Genomic DNA, 22,600 nt, shown 5'->3' with positions numbered 1-22,600 from the left:
AATGAGTAAAATGGTATATACGCCAAGATACCCTGAACTTTCTCCGTCTTCTTTCGAGCAGATTACGGCGGTGCTTGTCCTTGCGGCCGCGGCGCTGCATCTTGGAGGTTCTGAAGCACGCGCGGATGGCCTTCCGCAACAGGCCACATCGCGGGTCACTGCGGTGGCGAGCAAGCCACCGCTAGAGCTGCGGCGGATCCCACCGAAAAAGCCGACGCCAGATACTGAGCAGGTGGTCGTAACGGGCACGCGCGGGGCGGTGCGCGCATCGCACAGCATGTCGCCGATCGTCATCGTTTCGCATACCGACCTGACGCGCACCGGTCAGCCCGATCTGCGCAACGCTCTCTCCTTGCTGGACCCGTCCATCAACAATACCCCGGGCTATCCTGGGCAATTGGGGTTCACAACCAAGACGGCATCTTTGCGTGGTTTGCCGTCGAACGAAACTTTGGTTCTGGTCAACGGTAAACGGCGTCACACGATAGCGTCAATCTTTTACGGCGGCGCCATGCAAGGGCAATCGCCAGTCGATCTTGACATGATTCCCATGAGCGCGATCGACCATATCGAAATCCTCAAGGACGGCGCGGCGGCCCAATATGGATCCGACGCCATTGCTGGCGTGATTAACATCATCCTGAAGAAGGCCGACCACGGAGGTTCTGTCGAACTCAGCTACAACCAGTATGGATCGACGGTGGGAACGTTGGGTGATTACGGGCGGGGTGGGAATCTCTTCTTCAATGAAGGTTTCCGGATTGGTAATTCTGGTGGGTATATCAATCTCAGCGCCGACGTCATTGGCAACCAGTGGACAAACACCGCAGGATACGCCCCGATGAGCAAGGGGGGCACTCCCACACTGCTCTATCCGCTACAGGCTAACGGGCAGCTCGATTCACGCGAGTACGGCAACCGTTATCGTCAGTTATACGGTGTTCCTGAAACAGAAAAACAGGCTGCCTCTTATGACATGGCGATTCCGTTGGGCGCATGGGGAGAGTTCTACTCTTTCGCTACGTATACCCACCGTACAGCCTACGAACCTGGCTGGTACCGACCTTCCAATTCGTCACAGAATATTATCAGCGTTTACCCCGAAGGTTATCTGCCGATCATCTCGACGGAGGATCAGGATTTTCAGTTTACTTCCGGTTTGCGCGGTAAGAATTTTTTTGGCTGGGCATGGGACGCCAGCATCAACTATGGCCGCGACCAGACTGCCTTGGGGTTAAGCAATTCGATTAATGTTTCACTCGGCCCATCCAGCCCCCATAATTTCTATCTCGGCACGTTGACCAATTCTGAATTGACTGCGGATTTCGATTTGCGACGCAAGTTCGATACCGGATTGTTTAAATATCCACTTTCTGTATCTGGGGGCGTGGAGTATCGTTACAATCAGTACGAGATTGGCGCCGGCGAACGGGCGGCCTGGGCCGATGGCGGCTATATTTTCCCCAACGGTGTCCGCTCTCTGCCCAGCGCAGCTGGCCTGGGCGCATACTATCCCAACGCCGCTGGCGCCTATTCGCGAATGAACGGCGCATTCTACCTCGAACTGGATCAGCAATTGACGAAAGCGCTGTCGATCCAGCTATCCGGCCGCAATGAAACCTACAGCGATTTCGGTAACACCGCCAATGGCAAGTTATCTGCCCGCTATCAGGTTACGCCGTGGTTAGCCTTTCGCGGATCTGCCAGCAATGGTTTTCATGCACCCACATTACAGCAGGAGTATTTCCAAAGCGAGGCGACGTTCTACTCTACCAACGCGCAGGCGAACAATGCGCTGATCACGACGACGAATGTCTATTCTTCCGTTAATAATATCGGCGCCCGCGCTCTTGGCGCGTCCCCCTTGAAACCGGAGACTTCGCATAATTTCGGGCTCGGGTTCGTGTTGACGCCAATTCGGAATTTCGATCTTTCTCTGGATATCTATCGTATCGACATCTTCAACCAGATCATCCCGCTGAGCGTGTCCGGAAACGGCATCACTGGTGAGCAGGTCATGAATATCCTCCATGCCAGCGGGGCAGTCCCGAATGATGGGAATTACTACCAATATACGTTCATGCGAAACGCCGCGCACACCGAGACGGAAGGGATGGATCTCCAGGCTCACTACCGGAGCGATTTCGGCGATGCAGGCACTGTCTTGTGGGGCGTGACGATGAACCAGCAACAGCACATGATCAAGCGAATCAACCCGCTGGCCATTAATCTGGGCTCCGCAGTTCAACCCCTGTTCCGTAATGAAATCGGTAATCTGACCACGATCTATCCGAGAAACACGTTGCGCCTCACGGGAACGTGGAATTACGGACCGGTTTCGACAACTGTGCGAATTTCGCGATATTCATCGACGAAGAACTTGTCAAACCAAGGTCCGGCCTACGACGAGACGGTCGGTCCCGCATGGTTGATGGATTTCGACATCAGCTATCGCTTTCGACCTCGCTGGGTCGCAGAGATCGGCGGCAACAACGTGTTTAACAAGCGGCCAAACGTGTTGAATGCCCGGGCGCAGGCGGCGTCCTCGCTCTATCAGGTCAATCCCAATTACAGCACCGCGTCCATTTACGGCGCTGAAGGATCGTACTTCTATGGGAAATTACGTTATTCCTGGTGACAGGACCTTGGGGACTTCACGCCGTAGGTTCCTAGTCGGTGCGAGCGCCCTTGCTGGCCAAACCGCCGCGACGGGCCGCGCGTCGGCGTCGGGATCGCCCATCCTGTTGGTGGGCGACCAGAACAGTTCACTTCGTTCTTTGCTAGACGCGGCGGGGGAGGGCTCCCCCACGGACTACCGCATTGAATGGAAGGAATTCACCCAGGCGCAACCGTTGCTTCAGGCGCAGAACGCCGGAGCAATAGACTTCTGCCGCGCAGGAGACGTAGCCTTTCTGTTCGCCTATGCCGCTGGAGCGCCGATTGTAGCGATTGGGGCAAATTTAACCGGCGGCCAGGGGGCGGCCATTTTGGTGCGAGCGGACTCCGCAATCGCCACCGTCAAGGATCTGAAAGGGCGGCAAGTAATCCTCAGCCCGGCCGGACTGGGCGAGCCTCTGCTGTATGGTCATTTGGCGCAGGCCGGCCTTGCGCCGGGGGACGTGCATGTCGTTCATGCGACGCAGAACGTGGCCCAGCTCGCGCTTGCCACCGGACAGGTCGATGCGTGGGTGACCTGGCAGCCCTATATCGCCCTGGGTCAGGAAATCGATCACGACCGCATCCTGGTCGACGGGCAGGGAGTTCTGTCCTTCTATGTGTTTGGTATCGCCCACCGGAACGCTCTGGAGACGAAACGTGCCGCGATCATCGACCTGCAGCACCGCATCGCCCGTGCGATGGCGTGGGCGCGAGCCCATCGTGACCTTTATGGGAAGACGCTGGCCAGAGTGTCGCGAATGCCAGATGCAGTCGCCCGACGTGCCGTCGAAGATAGCAGGCTGGAGGAGGTCGCCATTGATGATCGAGTCATCCACGATACGATTGACCTCTATCAAAAACTCTCTGCTTATGGTCTGATCAAAAAAGATCTTGATATCAAGAAAGCTTTCGACTCGACGGTGCTCAATGGCACCCTTTGAGACGCTCCTCGCTATTCAATATAGTTTGTTGCAGGAGGTGATTGGGTGGTATGTGTACGGAATGTTCGCGACGTGAATGCGACGCCTACACGGGCCGCATCACTCTGGGCCGATCGTAAAACTGAGCAAAGCCTAGCTTAGATTAAAATGTCTTGTCGTGTTGCTTTTCGAACTGGTTGGGTTGCAAGCCTGTCCCAGAGGTCGGCGGCGCCTGTGTAATTACCGATCTGTTGCCCTGTCCTGAGGAAAACTTGCGGTCGTCCGTTCTGATCGATAATGGCACGCGGATTCGTATTCATCCTGCCTTTTGTGTGGCCGATCAGGCGACCGACCCCCGTGTCCTCCAGTGGACTCAAAGTCGAGCGACGTGCCTTGAAAGGTGGCGCATCAGTCATGATGATCTGGGATACTGCCTTTCTAGAAGCCAGATTGTCCATCGTCTGTACGAAGGCCCCCGCAGTGCCTCAACGTTTCCGACGATTGCAGAGCGCCTTATGTAGACCGTATATCGTGGGGGTATCACGGTCAGCGTTGACCGTTTCGGCTAACGAAGATGATGTCGCTTACACGGTGCACGTGGTTACTGCATTGACGCAGCGTATCCACTCCGCTTGGTTTCATTCCGACGCGTGGAAATACCATGCACCCAAATCAAAGGGTTAAACAGATAAATTATCTTCATCAATACCGCGCCTACGCGGCATATGTGGCAAGTGTTGTCAGGGCGGATAGACCCTCGGCCCATTCCCCCAGTTGGGTGTCCTCTCCGATGTGGCCTAGTCGACCGCAATCAAACAGTGAAGCATTCCACGCTCGCGCAAGTTGGCGCGCCCGTCGAACCTTGAGCCACGGGTCGTTTCGGCTAAAGAGGAGGAAGCTTGGAAAGTTCATGACAGATGAGGGTAGGGGCGCGAATGTCCGTACAAGATCTGCGTCGCGCCCCTCGTGCTGTTCGACGTCTGCGACGGCTACAAGGAGGGCTCCACCGATATTCGTGAGATTACACTCCGTAGCGACCCGCACGGTGAGAGTTGCTCCCAGACTGTGCGCTACAATCAGGACTGGTCGCCGGCAGCGATCATACGCTTTAATAAAGTTCTCTTTCCAGACGTTATAGTCTGGATGCGTCCAATTCGGCTGGCGCACTCGCATGACAGAAATGCCATATGATCGAAGAAGACGATCCCAACGCGATTGCCAATGAGCCTCGCTCGATCCGCGCAAGCCGGGAACTATGAGGATGTCAAACGGCTCAATGCAACGAAACCAGTGTGACAACTGAAAGGCATCGTGACGTTCTGTCGTTCGGAGGCTGTGCAACGGTTCGGTGCGCTGCTGGCAGCCGATTATCGGCATTTTTCGTCTCCATCATCATCAGTTGTGTGAGCATTTATTTTTGCTCAACCCCAAGGTTGTCCGACTAATCGCACGGCATTCCTGCGGATACACGTGACTAATGCAAATGCCAAATATTGCAAATGCTGTGTGCAGAGATTGTTGGTATTAGGAACAAACAAACGGGAACCGTGTGTGCCGAAGCTCTGGCGATGCTCCTAATATAAGATACGATTGATAGATACATGGTGAGGTAGGGGGATTTTAAGTAATAATACCTAATTCGGTAACGTCAATTGGCGCATTTGGTGGGAAAAAGTATTTCTGACGCTCCGATTTCTGGTTGCAGTCAAAAGTTTCCACAATTCAATTTGAAGGAATTATATATTCGCTATATTGTCAACGTCAACATCGGTATTGAGAACGTCATTCCAAACCCCCTGTAGTTTGGTCTCAAATGAGAGGTGGTCCTCCATTGCTTCCCCTCTTGTTTCCTGCGTCGCCCTGCTAGACAAAGGGCTCGCAACACCCGCAACCGCCTGGCGCTTCCAGTGGGCGATTATCGGCTAATTCGCGCCATGCTTCAACGCCAATTCCGTCGCCGCCAGCTCACCCCGGGCCGCGTCCAGCGCGACCTGGGGCTTAAACTCATCGGAATGCAGCTTCCGCGTAACGTTGCCCGCAAACCTGCCCTTCGTCAGATCGGACTATAGGTTGGCGTTCTATCCGAAAAGTGGTGACAATCTCTTATCATTCGGTTGTCCCGCGAACGGAGAAGATCATGGAGCGTAATGTGGTGTCACCCACGCTACATCATCCCATTGGCGTCTCAGAACCTGACTGTTAGATATAATTTGGCGACGCCACACGGCACTCTTTAAAGCAACGTACAAAACTCTCAACAATGGCCGAATTTTCCGCCGACACATCCCTGGTTTCCGAGGAATCCTCAAGAAGATCGAAAAGCTGGATTTCTCCTCCCCCGACAGGTTTCACGGCTTTCCAGCGCCCGTGTCGCGCCGCTTGCCAAAAAGATGGTTCATATGTTTCCCAATAGAGATAGCGGGATGCGATTCCTCCACGACCGAGAAGAACTGGAGAGATATCCGCTCCATCCATATCCGGATACAAGCGACCGTTGCCCGCAAGTGCGACTGCGGTCGGCAGAAAATCAGGGTGGTAAACGGGCTCATCGCTAACGGAACCGGCCCGAATGTGCCCCGGCCATGAAACTATCAGGGGCACCCGAATTCCCCCTTCGTAAAGGTCGCGCTTGTATCCCCGGAGAGATCCATGCGAATCAAAAAATTCCACCACTTCAGTTTGTTCCGCAGTAGGTTCCGACCGAGGACCGTGGTCGGAGGACACAAAAATCACTGTATCTTTTTCAAGACCAGCCTCCCGAACCGTCTGCACGACGGCGCCGACGCCGGCATCGAGAAACTCAATCATTGCTGCATAATTTTTTTCATACTCGCCCCACGGGCGTCCTGCGTAGGATCCGGTCGTGGGGGTGATATGCGGACTGTGCGGGGCGTTGTAAGCTAAGGTCAGAAAGAAGGGCGATTTTTGATTCTTGCGTATGAAATCACAAGCCTGATCGGTACATATGTCTGTTTCATAGACAGCTTGTTTCCCGTCAGCGTTCTCTGGAATGTTCCCCAGCTTCTCTCCGGAGTACCACTGCGTCGGAAAGTAACCCTGAGTTGTTTCCGTTTGCGTCAGCCAGCCATGAAACTCCTGAAAGCCGTGTCGTGTGGGGATTGCGTTGGGATCGTATCCGTCAAGATGCCATTTACCGACCAATCCGGTCACATATCCGGCTTCGGCCATAGCAGTCGCCACCGTTTTCTCACCGGGAGCAAGGCCAATGCGTCTAACAGACTCTTTTCCGCGTTTTCCGATAATTCCGCCCTGTAGAGCAAAATTATCGCGAATTGTGGAGTGACCCATGTTCTTGCCCGTCATAAGAGCGCAGCGCGACGGGGAACAAATCGGGGCGCCGCCGTAAGCGCTGTTGAAGAGCATGCCGTTGGCGGCCAGTGCGTCGATATTGGGAGTGCGGATTTTCTTTTGCCCATAGCAACCGAGGTCGTAAACGCCGAGATCATCAGCAATGATATAGATTATATTTGGACGTCGCCGCGGCTGAGGACCGGCGTGCGCAATGGATGGAAGCGCCGCCGCCATCGTCGCTTGCGCGGTGGTGGATAAAAGTGCGCGTCGGGTAAGCGTCGTCATTGAGTTTCCAGTCATTGTTTTCATCAAATTTCGTGCGCATTCGCAACGTCGGCAGCGCAGCGAAAGCCAAGATGGCATAAAGAGCTATCGGCCCCGGTGCGTGTCCTTGCGGCGACACGGTAGCGATTGCAGTAGGAAGCGTGGCATAGATAAGAACCGCCGCGAATGACGTGATCGATCCCGTCATTCGGCCCTTGCGGGTTTTTTCGCGTCGCATCGGTTGCAGCCATATGCCAGTTTGCGCTCCAGAAATCTGAACACCACTCCCACACATTCCCGGTCATGTTGAACAGCCCGTAGCCGTTAGGCTCAAACGCATCCACAGGAGCCGTTCCCGCATAGCCATCCTCGGCTACATCTGCATCCGGAAAAATTCCCTGCCAGGTGTTGCTTCGATGGTGTCCATTAGGCGTCAATTCGTCGCCCCACGGATATATGGCGCCGCTCAATCCACCCCGGGCGGCAGCCTCCCATTCACTCTCTGTGGGCAGGCGCTTTCCTTTCCAGACTGCGTAAGCCTGCGCATCGTTCCAGGAGACATGCACGACGGGGCGTCGCTCCCGCCCGGTGATGTGCGATCCTCTTCCCTCTGGTCGTCTCCAGAAGGCGCCGCGAACTGCGCGCCACCAAGGTGCGCCGGGCAACCTTGCCGACAATACGTCGCGACGGGCGGAAGGCCGCACGTCGGTGTGAAACACAAACGACCAACCAAGGCGCTCTGCTTCGGTTTTGTAGCCGGTGGCGGCCACGAAGACAGCGAAGTCCTGGTTGGTCACGCAGAAGCGATCCATGAGGAAGGCGTTTATCTCAATCTGTCTGACTGGTCCCTCTCCGTCCGCAATGTGCGCCTGCGAGCCTTCGTATCCGATCTCGTAAAGGCCTCCCGGAATGAGGGCCATATTGGATGGATCGAAAGCCGTAACTCGGCGCGACGTTCCTTCCCGGGGAGAGCGACCGCAGTTGACACCATCGGGACGGGCTATCGGCCTACCAGTAACTGATGGTGGCGACGTCGGCGTAATATGGTCCCGGGTAGGGGAGCAGCACGGCTTCACCGGTTTCTCTATTTGACTTTCAGACATGAACAATGGCGCTTTCACAAACGCAGGCGGACAGTGCCACCAAATGCGAGTGGCATACCCACCTGAGCTGTAAGGGGTGAACTTCCAGCCAGTAGTGTGAAGTATTTTTTATCCGTGGCGTTATGAATCCAGCCGGAAACGTCCCATTTTCGGTCTTCGCTACGAAGTCCGAAGGTCAGATTCAACAGTGCGTAACCATTAATCCGGCTGTAGATTGAATCATTGGTGGCGGCGAAGAACGAGGATTGCATTGTGTATGTCGCGCCGCCGTAAGCCATGAGGTTGACGCCTCCGACATGTCCGACAGCATGCTGATAATCAAAACCAAGAACTCCGACCCATTTTGGAACGAGGGCCAGGCGAGATCCGGTAAAATTACAAGATTTATTATACGAGTTCTCTATCGCGCAGGGAGCGCTTGCGAATGAATTATAATATGCGTCGTCGTAGGTGGCGGATGCGAACATGGAGAGATTCGAAGTCGGGTTGTAGCGCAGGTCTGCTTCGAAACCTCGCGTAATAGCAGATTTGGCGTTGGCGAGGTATGTCAGCGCGAGACCTGCGTTGTTATACTGCACTATCGACGTCTGGTAATTGTGATCCACCATCCAAAACGCATCTGCATTGAAAGTGATTTTTCCTTTCAGGAACGTGCTCTTATATCCAATCTCATAGTTGTCCAGATATTCCGATTTGACAGTCGCGGGAACATTGGATGCAAGCCCGATCAGGAGCACGCCTCCGGATTTTTCTCCCCTCGAATAAGTGCCATAGACCAATTGGGTGGGAGTGACGTGATAACTGACCGTCATCTGGCCAGAGACCAACCCATTGTCGTGCTTCAATGCCTGATACGGGTCGGTAGCAAGCTGTGCGGCGCGCTGTTGTAGCACCGTTGCTTTTTGCGAGGCATTCAGACCCGTGACATTTCCTCCGCCATTCAGATACTGGAGGAAACTTCCGTTTTTTGTCTCATATGTGTACCGAAAGCCTCCCGTTATATCCAGGCGAGGCAACGCGTGCCATGTCGCGTTGGCGTAAGCGGAGTACGCGTTCGTAGTTGGCTTTTCATTGGAGAGGACGCTTAGCCCGTTCAGTGCCCTGTCCGTCAGGGCGATGGATTCGGGAGTTGCTGACGCAGACGCGCTGTAGGCCGCGTACTGCGAACCATATGTTTTGCGCGAATGGTCTTTGACTTCCTGCCACAAATAGAACAGGCCCCCGCTATACTCGAACCGGCGATGAGATGGCGACGTGATTCGAAATTCTTGCGTGAATTGCCGTTGGTAATTTTGGGCCTGATTGGCTGCGTAAATGTCTATACCCGTCGAATCCGAATCCAGGCTTGGATAGAAATTCCATATCGATCCGGCAGAGATGGATGACAAGGTATAGCCGTGCAAATTGTAGTCAGCGTGCATGCTCAGGTTCGCGTCCTCTGACCGGATCATTTGCTGACTGTTGATATCGGTCCCCAACCCATAAGGGTTAGCCGCGGGAATCTTGTAACCTACGCGCTGAGCCGCCTGAATATAGGTGCTGGAGATCGGGTTTCCGTTGCCGTAGCGGGTGACTGTGCCGTTGTAGAGTCCTACACCCATACTGTTGGAGTTATGGTTATATCCGCCAACGATACGGATTTGGAGATTGCCGTCATCGTCGGGACGAAGAAGAAGCTGCCCTCTCACGCCACGGTCCAGATACCCATAAATTGTGTTGTTAGTGTAAATGTTTTTAACGTACCCACCGAGAGCAGACTGGAAATAGTCCACGCTGAACGCGGCTTTTTCAGAGTGTCCTAAAGCCTGGGAATAATCGGCCTTGATCATATATTCGCCGTAATTTCCCGCCTGCGCTTCCAGCTCCGCTCTGCGTCGAAATGAGGGGAGCCGCGTTTCGATCTGGATTGCTCCCGACGTCGTATCGATGCCGCCCAGCGTGCCTTGCGGTCCCTTAAGAACGGTCACGCTTTCCAGCTCCGGAATGTCAAAAAGCGCGGTACCCGGCCGCGCCTGATATATGCCGTCGATGTAGACGGCCGCGCCGTTTTCGAGGCCATCTGTGCCCGTCGAAGCGGCTCCGAGGCCCCTGATGTTAATGGTTGTATTACGCAGGTTCGCCGACTGAAATTGTACACTTGGCTGAAGCCGTACAGCTTCCTGCAGGTTCGTGATCTGGTTAAGCTCAATCTGCTGCTTGTCGACTGTTGTAGAGGCGACAGGCTTGTTCTGCAGGTGAATGCGTGTGGAGCGCATTCCGCGGGCCTCTATGTGCTCGACGTTCTCGGCCTTGCGCACGGCTGCGGAAGATTGTGGCGCCGCTGGCTCGGGGCCTGGGTTGGGCGCGGTTTTGGCAGTCGTAGCCTCCCGCCCGATTGCCAGACTTCCGTCGGCTTGTGTTCTGGGCGAGAGATTCGTTCCCGCCAGTGCTGCGTTCACCGCCTGCAATGGGGTCAGGAATCCTCGGATCGGACCGGCCTTAAGGCCCGCTGTGAGCGCTGGCGAGAAGCCTATATGCGAGTGACTCTGCGCCGAAATGCGGATCAGTGTTTCGGCTAGAGGCGCCGAAGGCAAAGCAAAATGATAAGCTCTCGGTGTTTCCGCCAGCGCGTGCCGCCCGGCTACCCCTGCTATCATCAGCGATGCGACGACCCGATTCCATCGCCTGATTTTTGTCATATCTTTCCGCACTCTCGGTCACGTTCAGGTTGTTTCAACCATAGAGAGTGGTGAGATAAAAAAACTGACACCAAAAAGAGAAAAAAATAATTATACTAATTTATATCGTGTTTATGCGATCATGATATCGCTGTGAGGAGAACGGTCCTGAACGGCAGGTGACTGATCTGGATTGGGAAGTCGGCGCCGAGCTGTCCTAGGGTGCGGTCGACCTGCAGAAGCGAAAACACACCTGCTGCGGGTATGTCCGCCGCCCTCGGCGACATCACGATGTGTCCATCCCAGTAGGGACGCAGGCCAACTACAATATCGCGAAGCGTGCCGCTTTCGACGACAAGGTCCCCTCTGGTCCACGCTCTCACATCGTCCCACAGCGACGTAGTCCTGAGCATGCCCGACGGTGACATTGCGACCGTGCAACCCGCTGGGACAGGCACCAATTGCCCCTTCTGACCGTGTACCGCGACCGGAGTGTCCGCAGCTGAAACAGCGAGCGAGTGAGACGACGCGCTCGCCTGAAAAGGCGCTGAAATCGTCTCGACCGCGCCCATTCGTGTTTCCACACGAATAGCAGCGGATAGTCGTGATTCGCCCGGTTCGAACAGAACGGTCCCATGCCTGAGGCGGACAAGAGAGACGCCTTGCTCGTGACGGATGTCGACAGCCGTTCTCGGCGCCAGGGTAATCCGTGACGACGCGGCGAGCTCAATCCGACTGATTTGCGCGGTCGCCGTATGAACGTCTGCCCCCATGCCCGGCAAGTCGATGTCATTGTCTCTGGCGACATATACTCCGCCGCCTGCGAGCGTGGCTGCTGTCGCCGTCCTCATCAGAAAGCTGCGACGGTTGATACGCCGCTCGTAGGCTTTTCCGACTTTGGCCGCGCCCAGTTGTCGCCGCATTTCGGCTAATGTGCGATCTAGAGCGTCTGGGGACGGTATATTGTCGGGCATTGGGGGCAGTCCTTCTATGCGTCGCTCAAATTTGCACGGCATTTTTGTTCTGATGTGGCAATATACTTTCGGACCATGCTGATCGAAACCCCAAGATGTTCTGCGATTTCTGCATGTGTTTTTCCGTCGACGCGATGCATGACGAAGGCCAGTCTCGCTCGGGGCGCCAGTGTAGCAAGCGCGGCGTCGATCACCCGGACTTCCTGAAGATGACTGACGACCGCCTCTGGAGAAGCGCTGGACGTTTCGGTTACGTGGGATAGAGCCTCGAGATAGGTTTGTTCCAGCATCCCCCGACCTCGAAGTTCCCCGATCAGGCGCCTCGCGACAACAAGAAGGTAGGCTCGTGGAGACAGCAGAGTGTCCACGTTCCGGCTGCGCGCGACCCGCGCAAAGACCTCCGACGCGGCATCTTCGCCACGTTCGGCGCTTCCGAGCTTGCGCCCGAGGTACCGTGCGAGCCACGGGAAATTTTGTCTGAAAAGGGCCGCCAGTTCGCGTGACCCTTCTACGCTCCGGAAAGTGCCTTCAGGCATAATGGATAACCGTCAGGCCAGCGGCGACGCGCATACGCGCACACACCCTGTATGTAGGCAGTTGGCCTCAAACATTAATACACTCAATGTGATAGTTTAATTTTTATCATACGATAATATTATACAGTATATTAATATAATGGTAAACGTGTGTTTATTATAATCTTAGGAACGTCGTCGGTGAGATGCGCAGACGCGCGTTCGCCACCCCTTATACTCGACGGTATTTCCTGGCAGAAACGACATGAAGTTCACCTTATAGGCCCGAGTTCGTAAGGTGGAATTTGGATGAAACCACGGCGGACCATGCAGTTCCACTCGTAGTGGCGCCCGGAGCTGACCTTGGGGTCGCTTTTCGTCTGTGCTCATCTCTGCCGGGCTGAACCTTACCGGGATTGGTCGAGGCCTTATTCTCTTGAGAAGTAAGGTCTGATGAGCAAATCTGTGAAGAGGTTTTCCCCTACGGTACGTGCCCGAGCGGTGCGGCTGGTTCTGGAACATGAGGGTGAGCACGGGGGCTAGCCGATCTGCAAGGTGCTGCAGATCGTCCAGTGAACCTGCTATGAGCGGACTCGCAAATGACGTGAACCAAGATCGCTGTTCTGTCCGGAGCAAGCGCGGCTATGCCCCGAAGTCAGAAATCCTGCAGACCGCCATCGAGCATTTCGGCGTCTACGGTGTGTAGAAAGTCTGGCATCAGCTTCGTCGGGGAAATGTTGCAGTAGCCAGATGTTGCGATCGCGAGGTCAATGCTTGCCCTGCGGCCCGCAGGACATGATCCGCAGCAAGAACGAGCCCTATCCGATTGGCCGCGTCAACCGACAGTTCACGGCTCCGCGCCGAACCGGCGCTGGATCTTGGATTTCACCTATGTCGTGATCTAGGTTAGGTTCGTCTACGTGGCATTCGTCCTCGACGTCTTTGCTCGCTGTATCGTCGGGTGGCACGTCAGCCGGACAAGGCGCGAGCGTGCGCTCGATACGCTTGAGCAGGCCACTCATACGCACTATCTGTTTGGAGCCGTTAATCTCGCCCACCATTCGGATTGCGGCTCCCGATATGTCCCATACGATATGCCAAGCGTTTGGCCGAGGTCGGGATCGCCCCTCGCCCGGAAGCGTCAGTGACAGCTGCGACAAGGCCCTGACCAAGACTATCAGCAGCTTGTTCAAGGTCGAGATGATCCGTCAGCGCGGCCTCCGCCGGTCGTTTGATGCCCCCGAACGGGTAGGCTGGCTCAATAACCGCCTCAATCTCGAGCCGATCGGCAAAATCATACCAGTCGAGGCTGAACAATAGTTATATGCCGCTATGGACCACGTCCCCTTGGCCGCCAAATTTGTACAAATCAGCCTCCGTCAATTCCTGTGCGGTCAGATGAAGATAATGTCATAGCTGAGGACGCAGCTGCGACCACAGAGATCCCAACCAAGGCAAGCTGCCGAGGGAGGCCCTGCTGCGCAGGATTTCGAGGCCATTGTCGTTGGGTAGGGGGCGTTGAGCTGCCAATCGGCGTTACTTATGCTCGCGTCACGGACGAGACAAACATCGCCCAGTAAAGACCCGTTTGACAACTTCGCCGTCAATCGCTTTTGGCGATCGTCAGAAAGCGGAAGTGTCAAGGGTTGGCGGATACGATCCGACCTAAGCCGGCAGGGTCAGGTCGCCACAACGTTCATGGTTTTGCATGGGAGGCGCTATGCTTGGGGAAAGATCAAGTAAACGCCGAAAAATCTCTCAAAGCAATTACGTGGGCTCGCTTTATTCTCGCCGCGCAATCGTCGCAACTTGAAAAGCGACCCTGCCCCCGCAACCAACGATACTTGCAAATGCTAGCGCATCAAGAGTCCCAGCCCCGAACCTGGCTGGGGCTCTTCTTGTGCGCCATAAAGACGAGGATCGCCTGTAAATCGTAGTCGCGCAAAAAGCCCAAAAACGAATCATGCACAATAATCAGCTGAAACATTTATGTGGGGTAGATTTCGTGTGCCCGTGCATTGGAGCTAGGTGCAGGACAATCAGCGATTATTCCACGTCGCGAACATCTGGCAGATATGCTATGCACGCGGTGGTTGACACAGTCACTTCAAAATTACATCAGAAAAGCAAGTAACGCCGACCACCTCGTTTCTACAAATTCAATACTATTTCACGTTTTCAGTTTTTTATGTTCATAACGATATCAAGGACCTCGCCAACGACCACTTTGACCGCCGGCCCCTGATGCCCGAGCATCTCAAATACCTCTTTCTCGATGCTGGAAGCGACGCGCAAAACCGTATCACACAGTTCTAACCCTCTGTCAGTGATAATGACGCACCAAGCTCGACCATCTGTCGCATCGGGGACGCGAGTGATGAGGCCTTGGGATTCCAAGTTGCGCAAGGTTCGGACGACTGATGACTTATCGAGAAGTAGAGCTGCGGCGATATCTTTCTGGTTCAACGGCCTTCCCTGTCGTTTCAACTCAACTAAAGGCTGCCACGTGGCGTCCGTCAGGCCATAAGGTTGCAGGCGTGTGTCCAGAATTTGACGCCAGCGACGAGCTGTCTGACCAAACATTCGGCCGAGTGATAAAAGCGTCTCGTCACTGTTTTGCATCAGTCTGTGTCATCCGTTTCCTCCGGAGTCCGTGGTCCGGAGAAGAGTTGGCCCGTGGCGTGCGCAAGACTGGCCGCCTTTACGAACGCATCGGCGGTGCTGACAGCCAGCGCACTCTGCGCTCGATACAGAGCGGTGACTGCTGTTGACGCGTCTGTCAACGTCCCGATCCCGTGTGTATAGGATTGGGAGGCGCTATCATAAGCCGTCTGGGCCGCGTCGCGTAGAACCTGTGCAGAGCGAACCTGCGCCAGTGCGGTCTCAAGGGCGTCCTGACTGTCGGCAACATTCCGTTCAACGGCGATCTTATCTGTGGCCAAAGTAGCCTCGGCTTGAGCTTGGCGTGATTCGGCAAGGTGGATCGAGTTGGCTCGAAGTCCTCCTTGGAAGATGGGCCAGCTAAACTCAAGAAACGCCCCGGCTTCAGGCCGAGCTATTGCGGACGATGCTGCAGGCTGCCCGAGTCCGGAAGTGGTCATTTCGCCGAGATAAGCCGATACGCTGCCCGCCAAGGAGATGGTCGGCCTAAGGTCAGCTCGCGCACTGTTCACCGCTGCGCGAGAGGCTCGGAGCTTCGCTACGTCCTCCAGAATGTCAGGGCGGGCACGAAGAGCCGTGTTAATCATGTCGTCTAATTTCTGCGATGGTAGCTGTGGGAGGAGACGGTTAGGCGGAGAGTGGATATCCAGTTCCGTTGTTGGAGGAAGCCCCAGCACAGCCAGTAGACTATACCGGGTGACATGTTCCGTATCCGTCGCCTTGTCGCAGTCATAGTGCGATTGGGCAAGGTTTCGCCGGGCAATAGCGACGTCCACGACTGTGGCTTCCCCGTGATTGCGAAGAGCTTCAGCGGATTGCAGCAGGAGTGTGGAATTTTCGATCGCCGCGCGCGATGTTTTCACGATGGTCTGCGCTGCTTCGTGACTGTAATAAGCTTGGATAACGTCGAGAATCAGCTGCTGATGCATGGCTGTGAATCCAAAATTCGCGGCGAGAGCTTTCTGTTGCGCCTCTTCCACACGCGCCCGGCTCTGGCCAAAATCCAGCAGAAGATAATCGAGCTCAAGTTTGGGATAAAACGCAGCGCCGCCTGATGTCAGATAGCCACGTGGCGACAAGTATTTTGGTAACGGTAGCGCCGAAAGCTGATAGCCACCCATCGCAGAAAGCGTGATCTGCGGTAGAAACGACGCACGTGACATGCCGACGTCTATTGCCGCCTGACGCGCGTTTTCCCAGGCGACGCGGGTCTTGGGGTTGTGGCGTTCTGCGATATCGATCAGTTCCGCAAGATTCGTTGAGCTGGAAAGCGCGAGGCGATCCGCGTAAATATTTTCATCCGGTTTGGTAATTTCTACAATTCCCTCAGCACCCTGTGGGCTGTTGAAACGCTTTAAGTCCGGGGGCATGATTAGCCCCGTAGACGCGACGGGCCGCCACGGTCGATCGGCGCGCTCGGGAGCGAGATCTCGCGTGTCGTTACAGGCGCTTAAAACAGCCAGGTTAGCCGCGCAGAATAAAAATATGTATTTATTCATAGTCAATATTTCAGGTCTGGGTCATCGGGATGGAGACGGGCGCTAGCGTTCGGCTACGGACGGGAGACTGCTTTTCGTCGCGTGAACCAGGTCTCCGCGAATTTGGCGCAGATGCGTATCGAGTATGTTGAACCATACCTCTCGCCCCGCGTCTTTGGGCAGAACAGGAGGAGCAGGAGGGGTTTCAAAAAACTCCCCCTCGCTCGGGCTGCTGGTAATCCAGTCGGATAAAGCGACAAGCCAACACTTTATCCGCTCCACATGGTCAGTGGCGGCAGCGTTGGCGGACAACCCGATATCATTCAAAGCCACGATCGATATGGAAGCGTTTTGTACCTTAATTACTATATCTGAATTAATCGTGCTTTGGCTGTTGAGTCCCGCCTCAAAATGCGCATTTAGGGCTGCACCGCGCAATGTAGTGATCGCTTTGTCAAATTTCTCGTAGGCTACTCGTTGATCCAGATCCACTTGTGGGTCCGTCGACGCACGCTGACTGCCCATCAAATCGGCCAGAGAGCGTATTGCGTTGACGAGATGTCTGCGTACGAGAGGCCCGACACTAACGGGCCAGAGCGTCACGGAAACAGCATAAACGACGACATTTCCGATCAAAATTCCCACAACGCGGTCACGGCCGCTTTCCATATCCAGAGTGGGACCATAGTTGTGCAGGATCGTCATGAAGTACGCCATGGAAACCTGCACCCCGGCGTAGGAGATGCGGGGGCTGCCGCATTTGATCCATCCGGCGAGCAAGGTGACCGGGATTATCGCCAGAAGAAGATCTGTGAGGTCTGTCATATATGGCATCAGCCACAAAATGGTGCCGATACCACAGGCTGCCCCGATCAGAGCGCCCCCTACACGCAGGGCCATTTTGTGCGCGCTGTCGCCTACTGTACTCAACGACACAATAAAGCATGTTCCAACGCAGGTGTGGATACCCTGCCATGAAGTGACACGCGTAATGGCGTAGCAGATGGCGACTGACAACACGATACGGACTGCTGCATGTGGGTAAGCTGGATTAGTAAACGCGTCGGGTTTGAAATAAGAATGCGCCGCGGCCCGGACATCGGCGGCAAAGCCGTGAGTAGCTGGCTCCGGATCCAGTAGGAGTGCACGAGAAATGGTCAGATTGCGCGCCAGCTCTATGGCCAACGGATACCGTAGTGGGTCATCGCGAAACCGATTGGCTAAAACGTTAAGATTGTTATCGCATGCAGCAAGGGATTCAAGTTGGGTGCTTCGATGCATGATCGCATTAGCGCAACAGCGAGCTAACTGTGCGGCGGCCTGGAGGAAAGGCTCGTCGTGGCTCCCGTTATAGCGCCGCCATGCCGCCATTGTCATGACGAGAAGCCCCACTGTTCTGATCAAGGCGGGACCTGTCTGATGGCCGAGCAATTCGGGGTGCAGACGGGAGGCAAGATCGTTTGCGGCCCGCAGTTCTGCGACTCCCGATCGTGCAAATCGTTTTAGAACATCCGTGTTTTCGTTCCACCGATTTTCGTCGCTCAGGCAAATATCGGCAACGGCGTTCATCCGTGCCGCTAGACAGGACCGCAATGATGCCAGTGGGTCATGGCCGGCAAGCTTGTTGACGATAGCCAGCAGAGCGATGGCGAGCAGGAAAAGAAAAACTGTCCAGAGCAAATTTTGAAGCATGGCCTCTTCTGGAGGTATGAAAGCCGCACTCGGGATGATACTGTCCGTCGTATTCCCAACAAAAGCGGGAACACCATACCCGGCGGATTCCGCAAGGTCCGCATTCATTGCCATATAGACAATCCAGAACAGCAGAAGATTGCAAAGCGGCCCCATTGTAGCGGCTTGTGATAGGAAGCCCGCTGCCAACGTGAGAAGCATCATGCAAGGTAGCCTGATTGCCGGTTCGGACAGGCTGAACATCAGGATGACGATTGTTAGCCCCGTTGCGGCAGTCATAGTTAGTCCGGTGACAATAGACGAACTTGCGTTCGAGACCGCATCGTTTGCCGATAAAAGAAAGGCTAAGATAACGAATAGAGACAATTGAGGAAGACGAAACGTCTCGCCGACGATGATTGTGACAAAGACCTGAGACAAAAGCAGCAAGGTATTGCGCAGGCGCCCGGGTCTAGGCGCCATCTCTTGCAGCAATGACCATGCTCTCCAGGACGAATCACCGCTGCTCAAATCAGGTGCGGCGTCGTAACTTGGTGCGGGAGGTAGTGTCATTCTGAAATGGCGACGACTACTGTCGCGCCGATCCGCATAAGATCTTTTGGTGGATCACGTAGCAAGATGCGAACGGGAAAGCGTTGCGCAATTCTTACCCAGTTCAACGTCCGGGGTACTTTCGGGAGTCCGCTGGAACTCATTCCTTCATCGGGAACGACGCCTGCGTTCAGACTATCAATTATACCATGGATCGGTGTGTCCGGCTTCGCCATGACGTATACCTTCACGGCCTGACCAGGCTTCAGAACGGAAAGCTGCGTTTCGCGGAAGTTAGCTATAACCCACCAGCTTTCATCGTCAATCAACGTAAAAACTGGACTGCCTGGCGACGCGTATTCGCCAGCGGCCGTGGTCATGTCCGTCACGATCCCGTCGCAAGGCGCTGTTACTGTGGTCAAGCGCATATCACGCTGCGCCTGTCGTAGGACAGCTTGCGCGGCGGCAAGATCCGCGCGTAGAGGCGCTACACTGTGCACTGCCCGGCGTGCGGACAAAGCCGATTGCTGCGCGCGCTGCAAATCGGCTACCGCCGTGTAGGTATCCGTACGCGCCTGATCAAAAGCCTCGCGCGTGACAAAGCCCTGCCGCATCAATGGCTCAAGGCGTGCTTGAGTGGCCTGTGCCTGGGTCAAGCGCGCGTTGGCGCTGCTGACACTGCTATTCTCGGCGTCGGCATGAAAAATCTGTGAATTCACTTGACTGATCTGCTCGTCAATTTGGCTCTGAAGGCTGTCCACCTGCGCCTGCGCTTTCTGAAGACGGTAATTATAAGGTTCAGAATCAATCACGAAGAGCGTCTGTCCGCGTCGCACATGCTGGTTGTCTCGTACAGCAAGCGACGCAATGCGCCCACTGACTTCGGGCGCAAAATGAATGATGTTAGCGGCTAGATAAGCGTCCTCGGTACGTGGGCGCTGATGTAGCCGATTCAAAACAATAACGCCAAGCGCGCCGCAGGCGAGAAGTAACCAAATAAGAATAGTCAGGCCACCAATGTTTTTTAGTGGAAGTTTTTTTTGTTTCATTGAGGTCAACCAAAAACGAAAAGCCAGGTGAGTGACGTGACGACGAATGTGAACGCCAGATAAGTGAGGAATGGAAACGCCACTGTCTGTTGAATACCCGCAAAGCCAAGTAATAACCGAAGAAAGGCTGATGCGATGGCACCTAATGTACAGCACAGCATCCATGATGGGAAAAAAGATCCCATCACATCCTGCAGCGGAGCGCGCGAGCATCCAGTTACGGTGATGACAGTGGGTAAGAAATATAAAAATGCTACTTTATTAGACTGTGAGTTTTTTATCACGATGGATTCATCCACTGTCCGCCTCAGATGCCAGGCGGCGAAAAGTTAGGTTACCGGTATTATGAGTATGTTTGTATGTCAACTAATCTTTTGCACGAAATGGTGTGTATTTTGCCGGTCTTACAAAAAAGTCATGTTGATCTCAAATTTTTTCAAAATTTTTAAAAAATATGCGACCAGTTTCAGTGAAAACACCCAGATTTTTCTAGGTGTATTGATAAGTAATTTTGCAATAGATCCAAAAATATTGCGGTAATATGTTCAATTGTTCTGCTTCATTGCCGGCGACGTCGCTGCGTGAGGACATTCTCCACACCTTGGCTCGAGCAGGTAGATTGCTACCCGATAACGATATGAAGTGGTTTAGAAAAATAGGCGTATATACTCAGCAGTGTCATTAGGAGCCCGGGAAATTATCTTTTTTACCTGGGTGCACTCATTGCGAGTCGGACCGTCACGTAATATTCCTGAGTTTCTCGGAATCGTAGCAGGCTATCGGCGGATGTTCCGGATGCATGTGACGGAATTCTTAGATTTTAGAGTGTCGCTATACGGAGTATCAGACGTCGACTGGATGGTGATTGGCCCTCCTTTCTTTTTGTCCAGATGAGCCCGAATCACGTTCGGCTCAGAAATGAGCATTTCGAGATTTTTAGCTAGAAAGGGATTTTATTTGGCTGCCCAATCCAAATAAAACTTTCAGCTTCAATATCGTTCTTTTATGTTGTTGATTTTCGTAACCGTGAATAATTCCGCAGCATAGATGGCTTTGTAATCAACGTGTTTTCTGGTTTTTGGATTGAAGTTCGTGTATAATATTATATATTTTGGCAATTTCTTCGGATTTATTTCGATTTCCGCGGTGAAGATGCCACGAATATTGATCGCCGATTACAGCAAAAACAGCCGCTCCATGTTTGGCGATTAAGTGTTTTGGATCAAGATTCTCGTCTGCTATATGATTAAGCTGCATATGCTTTACACCTAGTCCGTTCTCGTGTGTGTTTTTGAAAGAATTCTACCGAAGCGTATATTTATCGACACATTGCCCGCTACATGGTGATCGCGATCCCTTTTTCACGCTGCTAACGTGAACTTAATTACAAAACAATTAGATATGTTTTGCGATCTCGTTGCGGCGGTCGTGCCCATGATTCTTAACAATTTTCAACATACCTGATGAAATTATTTGATATCGTGGTTATTTTCTGAGCTGAAAATGAAATTATGTTCTGGTTTTCCATGATTTTTTCGAAATAATGAAAGGCAGCCTGTTTTGCTTTGTTATATTTGTGATCAAGCGGGGATCTGTGAAGGGTTAAAAACTTATTTTCTTGCTGAATGTTATTTTTTTGCGGCCATTCGAGTTTCGAAGAATAAATCTATCATTATATAATGACGCTGTATAAAAAAATATTTCATGGTTTGATAAATATTTTATGTATTTCTTGTTTCTTATCGTGAAATATTGGGAGAAGTGGCGAGCGCGCGCGCGCCGCAACCAATGAACGTTGTCCATCGGCAGTTCATCGCGCGGTTTGAGCTTGCGATCAATTGCTGATTCAGTGTCGTCAGGCATCTCGGCGTCAACCATGGATTACTTGTTGTCTATCAGAGATTCTTGGACTGGATTGACCAAGGTTGAACCGCCTGCGCCAACAACGAAACGTGCGGTCTTCATGGCGCGAATTCTGTGTCAATTTGTGGTTGGCGTACGGACGGTGAGCGTCGGTCATTTCCATGATAATTTCTTTCAACGTCTCTCACTCGGCAGGGATTACGTGCTCATTGTCGAGTGTTATTTATAATTGGTCCAATACGTATTAACGTGTCATTATGAATTAAATCGTCTTAATCGCTCAAAGGATGCGCTGAATCGTCCTTAGGATTGATGGTGGCTTGTTTATATAGATCGCGCGGAAAGGGTGAGGGAGCCAACTCGTCCGAAAAAAAAGGGGGGGCTATTTTTGCGAGTCAGACGACAGCCAGGGGCGGTATTAGTGGATTACGTAATTTTTGAGCGTGTGGTTGTTGGCGCCGACGAGAGCTCTCGCGCTGCCGGTGGGGACTCCAGGCATTTTGCGCCTAGGTTCTTCTGTGCGCGAAGGATTCCGTGGTAGCTCCTACGATTCGAATGGTGGAGCAAGCTGGAGCTTCTTGATGGGCTGTGGAGGTGAATTGACCGCGCCAGAACGCCAGAAGCAAAGCACAAGTGCTGGTTGTGTTTGTACGTTGGGAGACTGTAGAAGGTGCGAACGCCTTAATAAAGAGACAGTTTCGCCGCTCCGGAGGTATGAATGGTCGTAGAAGTGACACTAGGCCCCTGAGCGGAGTGGCCAACGCGCAGTGAGTTTACAGTTAACAGGGGCAGCCAGAAGCAATGCGGCATTTTCGTTGAATGTTCCGTGTTTGGATTTCCGCGAATGGTCGCTGAAGACACGCAGGTTCTCAGAGCCTGTTTGGAAAATCACGGGTGAGCATTTCTGCGCATGAGATTGGCGC

The 22,600-nt window shown here is 53.7% G+C and carries 16 protein-coding genes; 4 read left to right on the top strand and 12 right to left on the bottom strand.

Going from position 1 to position 22,600, the window contains the following annotated elements; translation table 11 throughout:
• Window positions 1-277 precede the first annotated feature (277 nt).
• Window positions 278-2,638: a TonB-dependent receptor plug domain-containing protein gene (locus J2D73_RS19000; protein ID WP_243430101.1), complete on the top strand. Its 2,361-nt coding sequence runs from the start codon at window positions 278-280 to the stop codon at window positions 2,636-2,638.
• 109 nt (window positions 2,639-2,747) lie between these two features.
• Window positions 2,748-3,599, top strand: a complete 852-nt coding sequence (locus J2D73_RS18995; RefSeq protein ID WP_341535130.1) for an aliphatic sulfonate ABC transporter substrate-binding protein — start codon at window positions 2,748-2,750, stop codon at window positions 3,597-3,599.
• A 693-nt stretch (window positions 3,600-4,292) separates the two neighbouring features.
• Here the strand turns inward: J2D73_RS18995 and J2D73_RS18990 are convergent.
• The 6 genes from J2D73_RS18990 to J2D73_RS18965 form a co-directional block, all read right to left on the bottom strand.
• On the bottom strand, window positions 4,293-4,955 hold the full coding sequence (locus J2D73_RS18990) for an RBBP9/YdeN family alpha/beta hydrolase (protein ID WP_207883893.1): 663 nt from the start codon (window positions 4,953-4,955) through the stop codon (window positions 4,293-4,295).
• A gap of 822 nt (window positions 4,956-5,777) precedes the next feature.
• Complete coding sequence (locus J2D73_RS18985) at window positions 5,778-7,175, bottom strand: arylsulfatase (RefSeq protein WP_243430100.1); 1,398 nt, start codon at window positions 7,173-7,175, stop codon at window positions 5,778-5,780.
• A 23-nt stretch (window positions 7,176-7,198) separates the two neighbouring features.
• Window positions 7,199-8,074, bottom strand: coding sequence for a formylglycine-generating enzyme family protein (locus J2D73_RS18980; RefSeq protein WP_243430099.1), 876 nt, complete (start codon window positions 8,072-8,074; stop codon window positions 7,199-7,201).
• Window positions 8,075-8,271: 197 nt separating this feature from the next.
• Complete coding sequence (locus tag J2D73_RS18975) at window positions 8,272-10,695, bottom strand: TonB-dependent receptor (RefSeq protein WP_341535129.1); 2,424 nt, start codon at window positions 10,693-10,695, stop codon at window positions 8,272-8,274.
• Between the two features lie 359 nt (window positions 10,696-11,054).
• A complete protein-coding gene (locus J2D73_RS18970) occupies window positions 11,055-11,888 on the bottom strand; it encodes a FecR domain-containing protein (RefSeq protein ID WP_207883890.1) in 834 nt (277 codons plus the stop codon).
• Window positions 11,889-11,902: 14 nt separating this feature from the next.
• Complete coding sequence (locus J2D73_RS18965; RefSeq protein WP_207883889.1) at window positions 11,903-12,424, bottom strand: sigma-70 family RNA polymerase sigma factor; 522 nt, start codon at window positions 12,422-12,424, stop codon at window positions 11,903-11,905.
• Between the two features lie 562 nt (window positions 12,425-12,986).
• Here J2D73_RS18965 and J2D73_RS21470 point away from each other — a divergent pair.
• The gene (locus J2D73_RS21470) at window positions 12,987-13,109 is read left to right on the top strand and encodes a hypothetical protein (protein ID WP_408736861.1); all 123 of its coding nucleotides are present in this window, start codon (window positions 12,987-12,989) and stop codon (window positions 13,107-13,109) included.
• 214 nt (window positions 13,110-13,323) lie between these two features.
• Complete coding sequence (locus J2D73_RS21465; protein WP_408736860.1) at window positions 13,324-13,551, top strand: hypothetical protein; 228 nt, start codon at window positions 13,324-13,326, stop codon at window positions 13,549-13,551.
• Here the strand turns inward: J2D73_RS21465 and J2D73_RS21460 are convergent.
• The 6 genes from J2D73_RS21460 to J2D73_RS21320 form a co-directional block, all read right to left on the bottom strand.
• Entirely contained in the window at window positions 13,448-13,720 is a 273-nt protein-coding gene (locus J2D73_RS21460) for a hypothetical protein (RefSeq protein ID WP_408736863.1), read from the bottom strand. The genes J2D73_RS21465 and J2D73_RS21460 overlap by 104 nt on opposite strands.
• 861 nt (window positions 13,721-14,581) lie before the next feature.
• A complete protein-coding gene (locus tag J2D73_RS18955; RefSeq protein WP_207883888.1) occupies window positions 14,582-15,025 on the bottom strand; it encodes a MarR family winged helix-turn-helix transcriptional regulator in 444 nt (147 codons plus the stop codon).
• Window positions 15,025-16,434 (bottom strand): TolC family protein, encoded by a 1,410-nt coding sequence (locus J2D73_RS18950; protein WP_207883887.1) that lies wholly within the window; start codon window positions 16,432-16,434, stop codon window positions 15,025-15,027. Before J2D73_RS18950 ends, J2D73_RS18955 begins: the two co-directional genes overlap by 1 nt.
• Window positions 16,435-16,605: 171 nt before the next feature.
• Window positions 16,606-18,708: an FUSC family protein gene (locus J2D73_RS18945; protein WP_207883886.1), complete on the bottom strand. Its 2,103-nt coding sequence runs from the start codon at window positions 18,706-18,708 to the stop codon at window positions 16,606-16,608.
• 74 nt (window positions 18,709-18,782) lie between these two features.
• The gene (locus tag J2D73_RS18940; RefSeq protein ID WP_207883885.1) at window positions 18,783-19,814 is read right to left on the bottom strand and encodes an efflux RND transporter periplasmic adaptor subunit; all 1,032 of its coding nucleotides are present in this window, start codon (window positions 19,812-19,814) and stop codon (window positions 18,783-18,785) included.
• Between the two features lie 5 nt (window positions 19,815-19,819).
• On the bottom strand, window positions 19,820-19,975 hold the full coding sequence (locus tag J2D73_RS21320; protein WP_369334010.1) for a hypothetical protein: 156 nt from the start codon (window positions 19,973-19,975) through the stop codon (window positions 19,820-19,822).
• Window positions 19,976-22,600: the final 2,625 nt, after the last annotated feature.

Source organism: Acetobacter sacchari (genome assembly GCF_017377715.1).
Lineage (GTDB): Bacteria > Pseudomonadota > Alphaproteobacteria > Acetobacterales > Acetobacteraceae > Acetobacter > Acetobacter sacchari.
This window is presented reverse-complemented; position numbering and strand designations above follow the sequence as displayed.

What these genes read in the sequence shown, in the direction of transcription:
- J2D73_RS21320 (WP_369334010.1), bottom strand. Translation starts at nt 19,975, where the DNA reads ATGCTGTGCTGTACATTAGGTGCCATCGCATCAGCCTTTCTTCGGTTA.
- J2D73_RS18955 (WP_207883888.1), bottom strand. Translation starts at nt 15,025, where the DNA reads ATGCAAAACAGTGACGAGACGCTTTTATCACTCGGCCGAATGTTTGGT.
- J2D73_RS21470 (WP_408736861.1), top strand. Translation starts at nt 12,987, where the DNA reads ATGAGCGGACTCGCAAATGACGTGAACCAAGATCGCTGTTCTGTCCGG.
- J2D73_RS18950 (WP_207883887.1), bottom strand. Translation starts at nt 16,434, where the DNA reads ATGCCCCCGGACTTAAAGCGTTTCAACAGCCCACAGGGTGCTGAGGGA.
- J2D73_RS19000 (WP_243430101.1), top strand. Translation starts at nt 278, where the DNA reads ATGTCGCCGATCGTCATCGTTTCGCATACCGACCTGACGCGCACCGGT.
- J2D73_RS18965 (WP_207883889.1), bottom strand. Translation starts at nt 12,424, where the DNA reads ATGCCTGAAGGCACTTTCCGGAGCGTAGAAGGGTCACGCGAACTGGCG.
- J2D73_RS18990 (WP_207883893.1), bottom strand. Translation starts at nt 4,955, where the DNA reads ATGCCGATAATCGGCTGCCAGCAGCGCACCGAACCGTTGCACAGCCTC.
- J2D73_RS18980 (WP_243430099.1), bottom strand. Translation starts at nt 8,074, where the DNA reads ATGGCCCTCATTCCGGGAGGCCTTTACGAGATCGGATACGAAGGCTCG.
- J2D73_RS18940 (WP_207883885.1), bottom strand. Translation starts at nt 19,814, where the DNA reads ATGAAACAAAAAAAACTTCCACTAAAAAACATTGGTGGCCTGACTATT.
- J2D73_RS18970 (WP_207883890.1), bottom strand. Translation starts at nt 11,888, where the DNA reads ATGCCCGACAATATACCGTCCCCAGACGCTCTAGATCGCACATTAGCC.
- J2D73_RS18985 (WP_243430100.1), bottom strand. Translation starts at nt 7,175, where the DNA reads ATGACGACGCTTACCCGACGCGCACTTTTATCCACCACCGCGCAAGCG.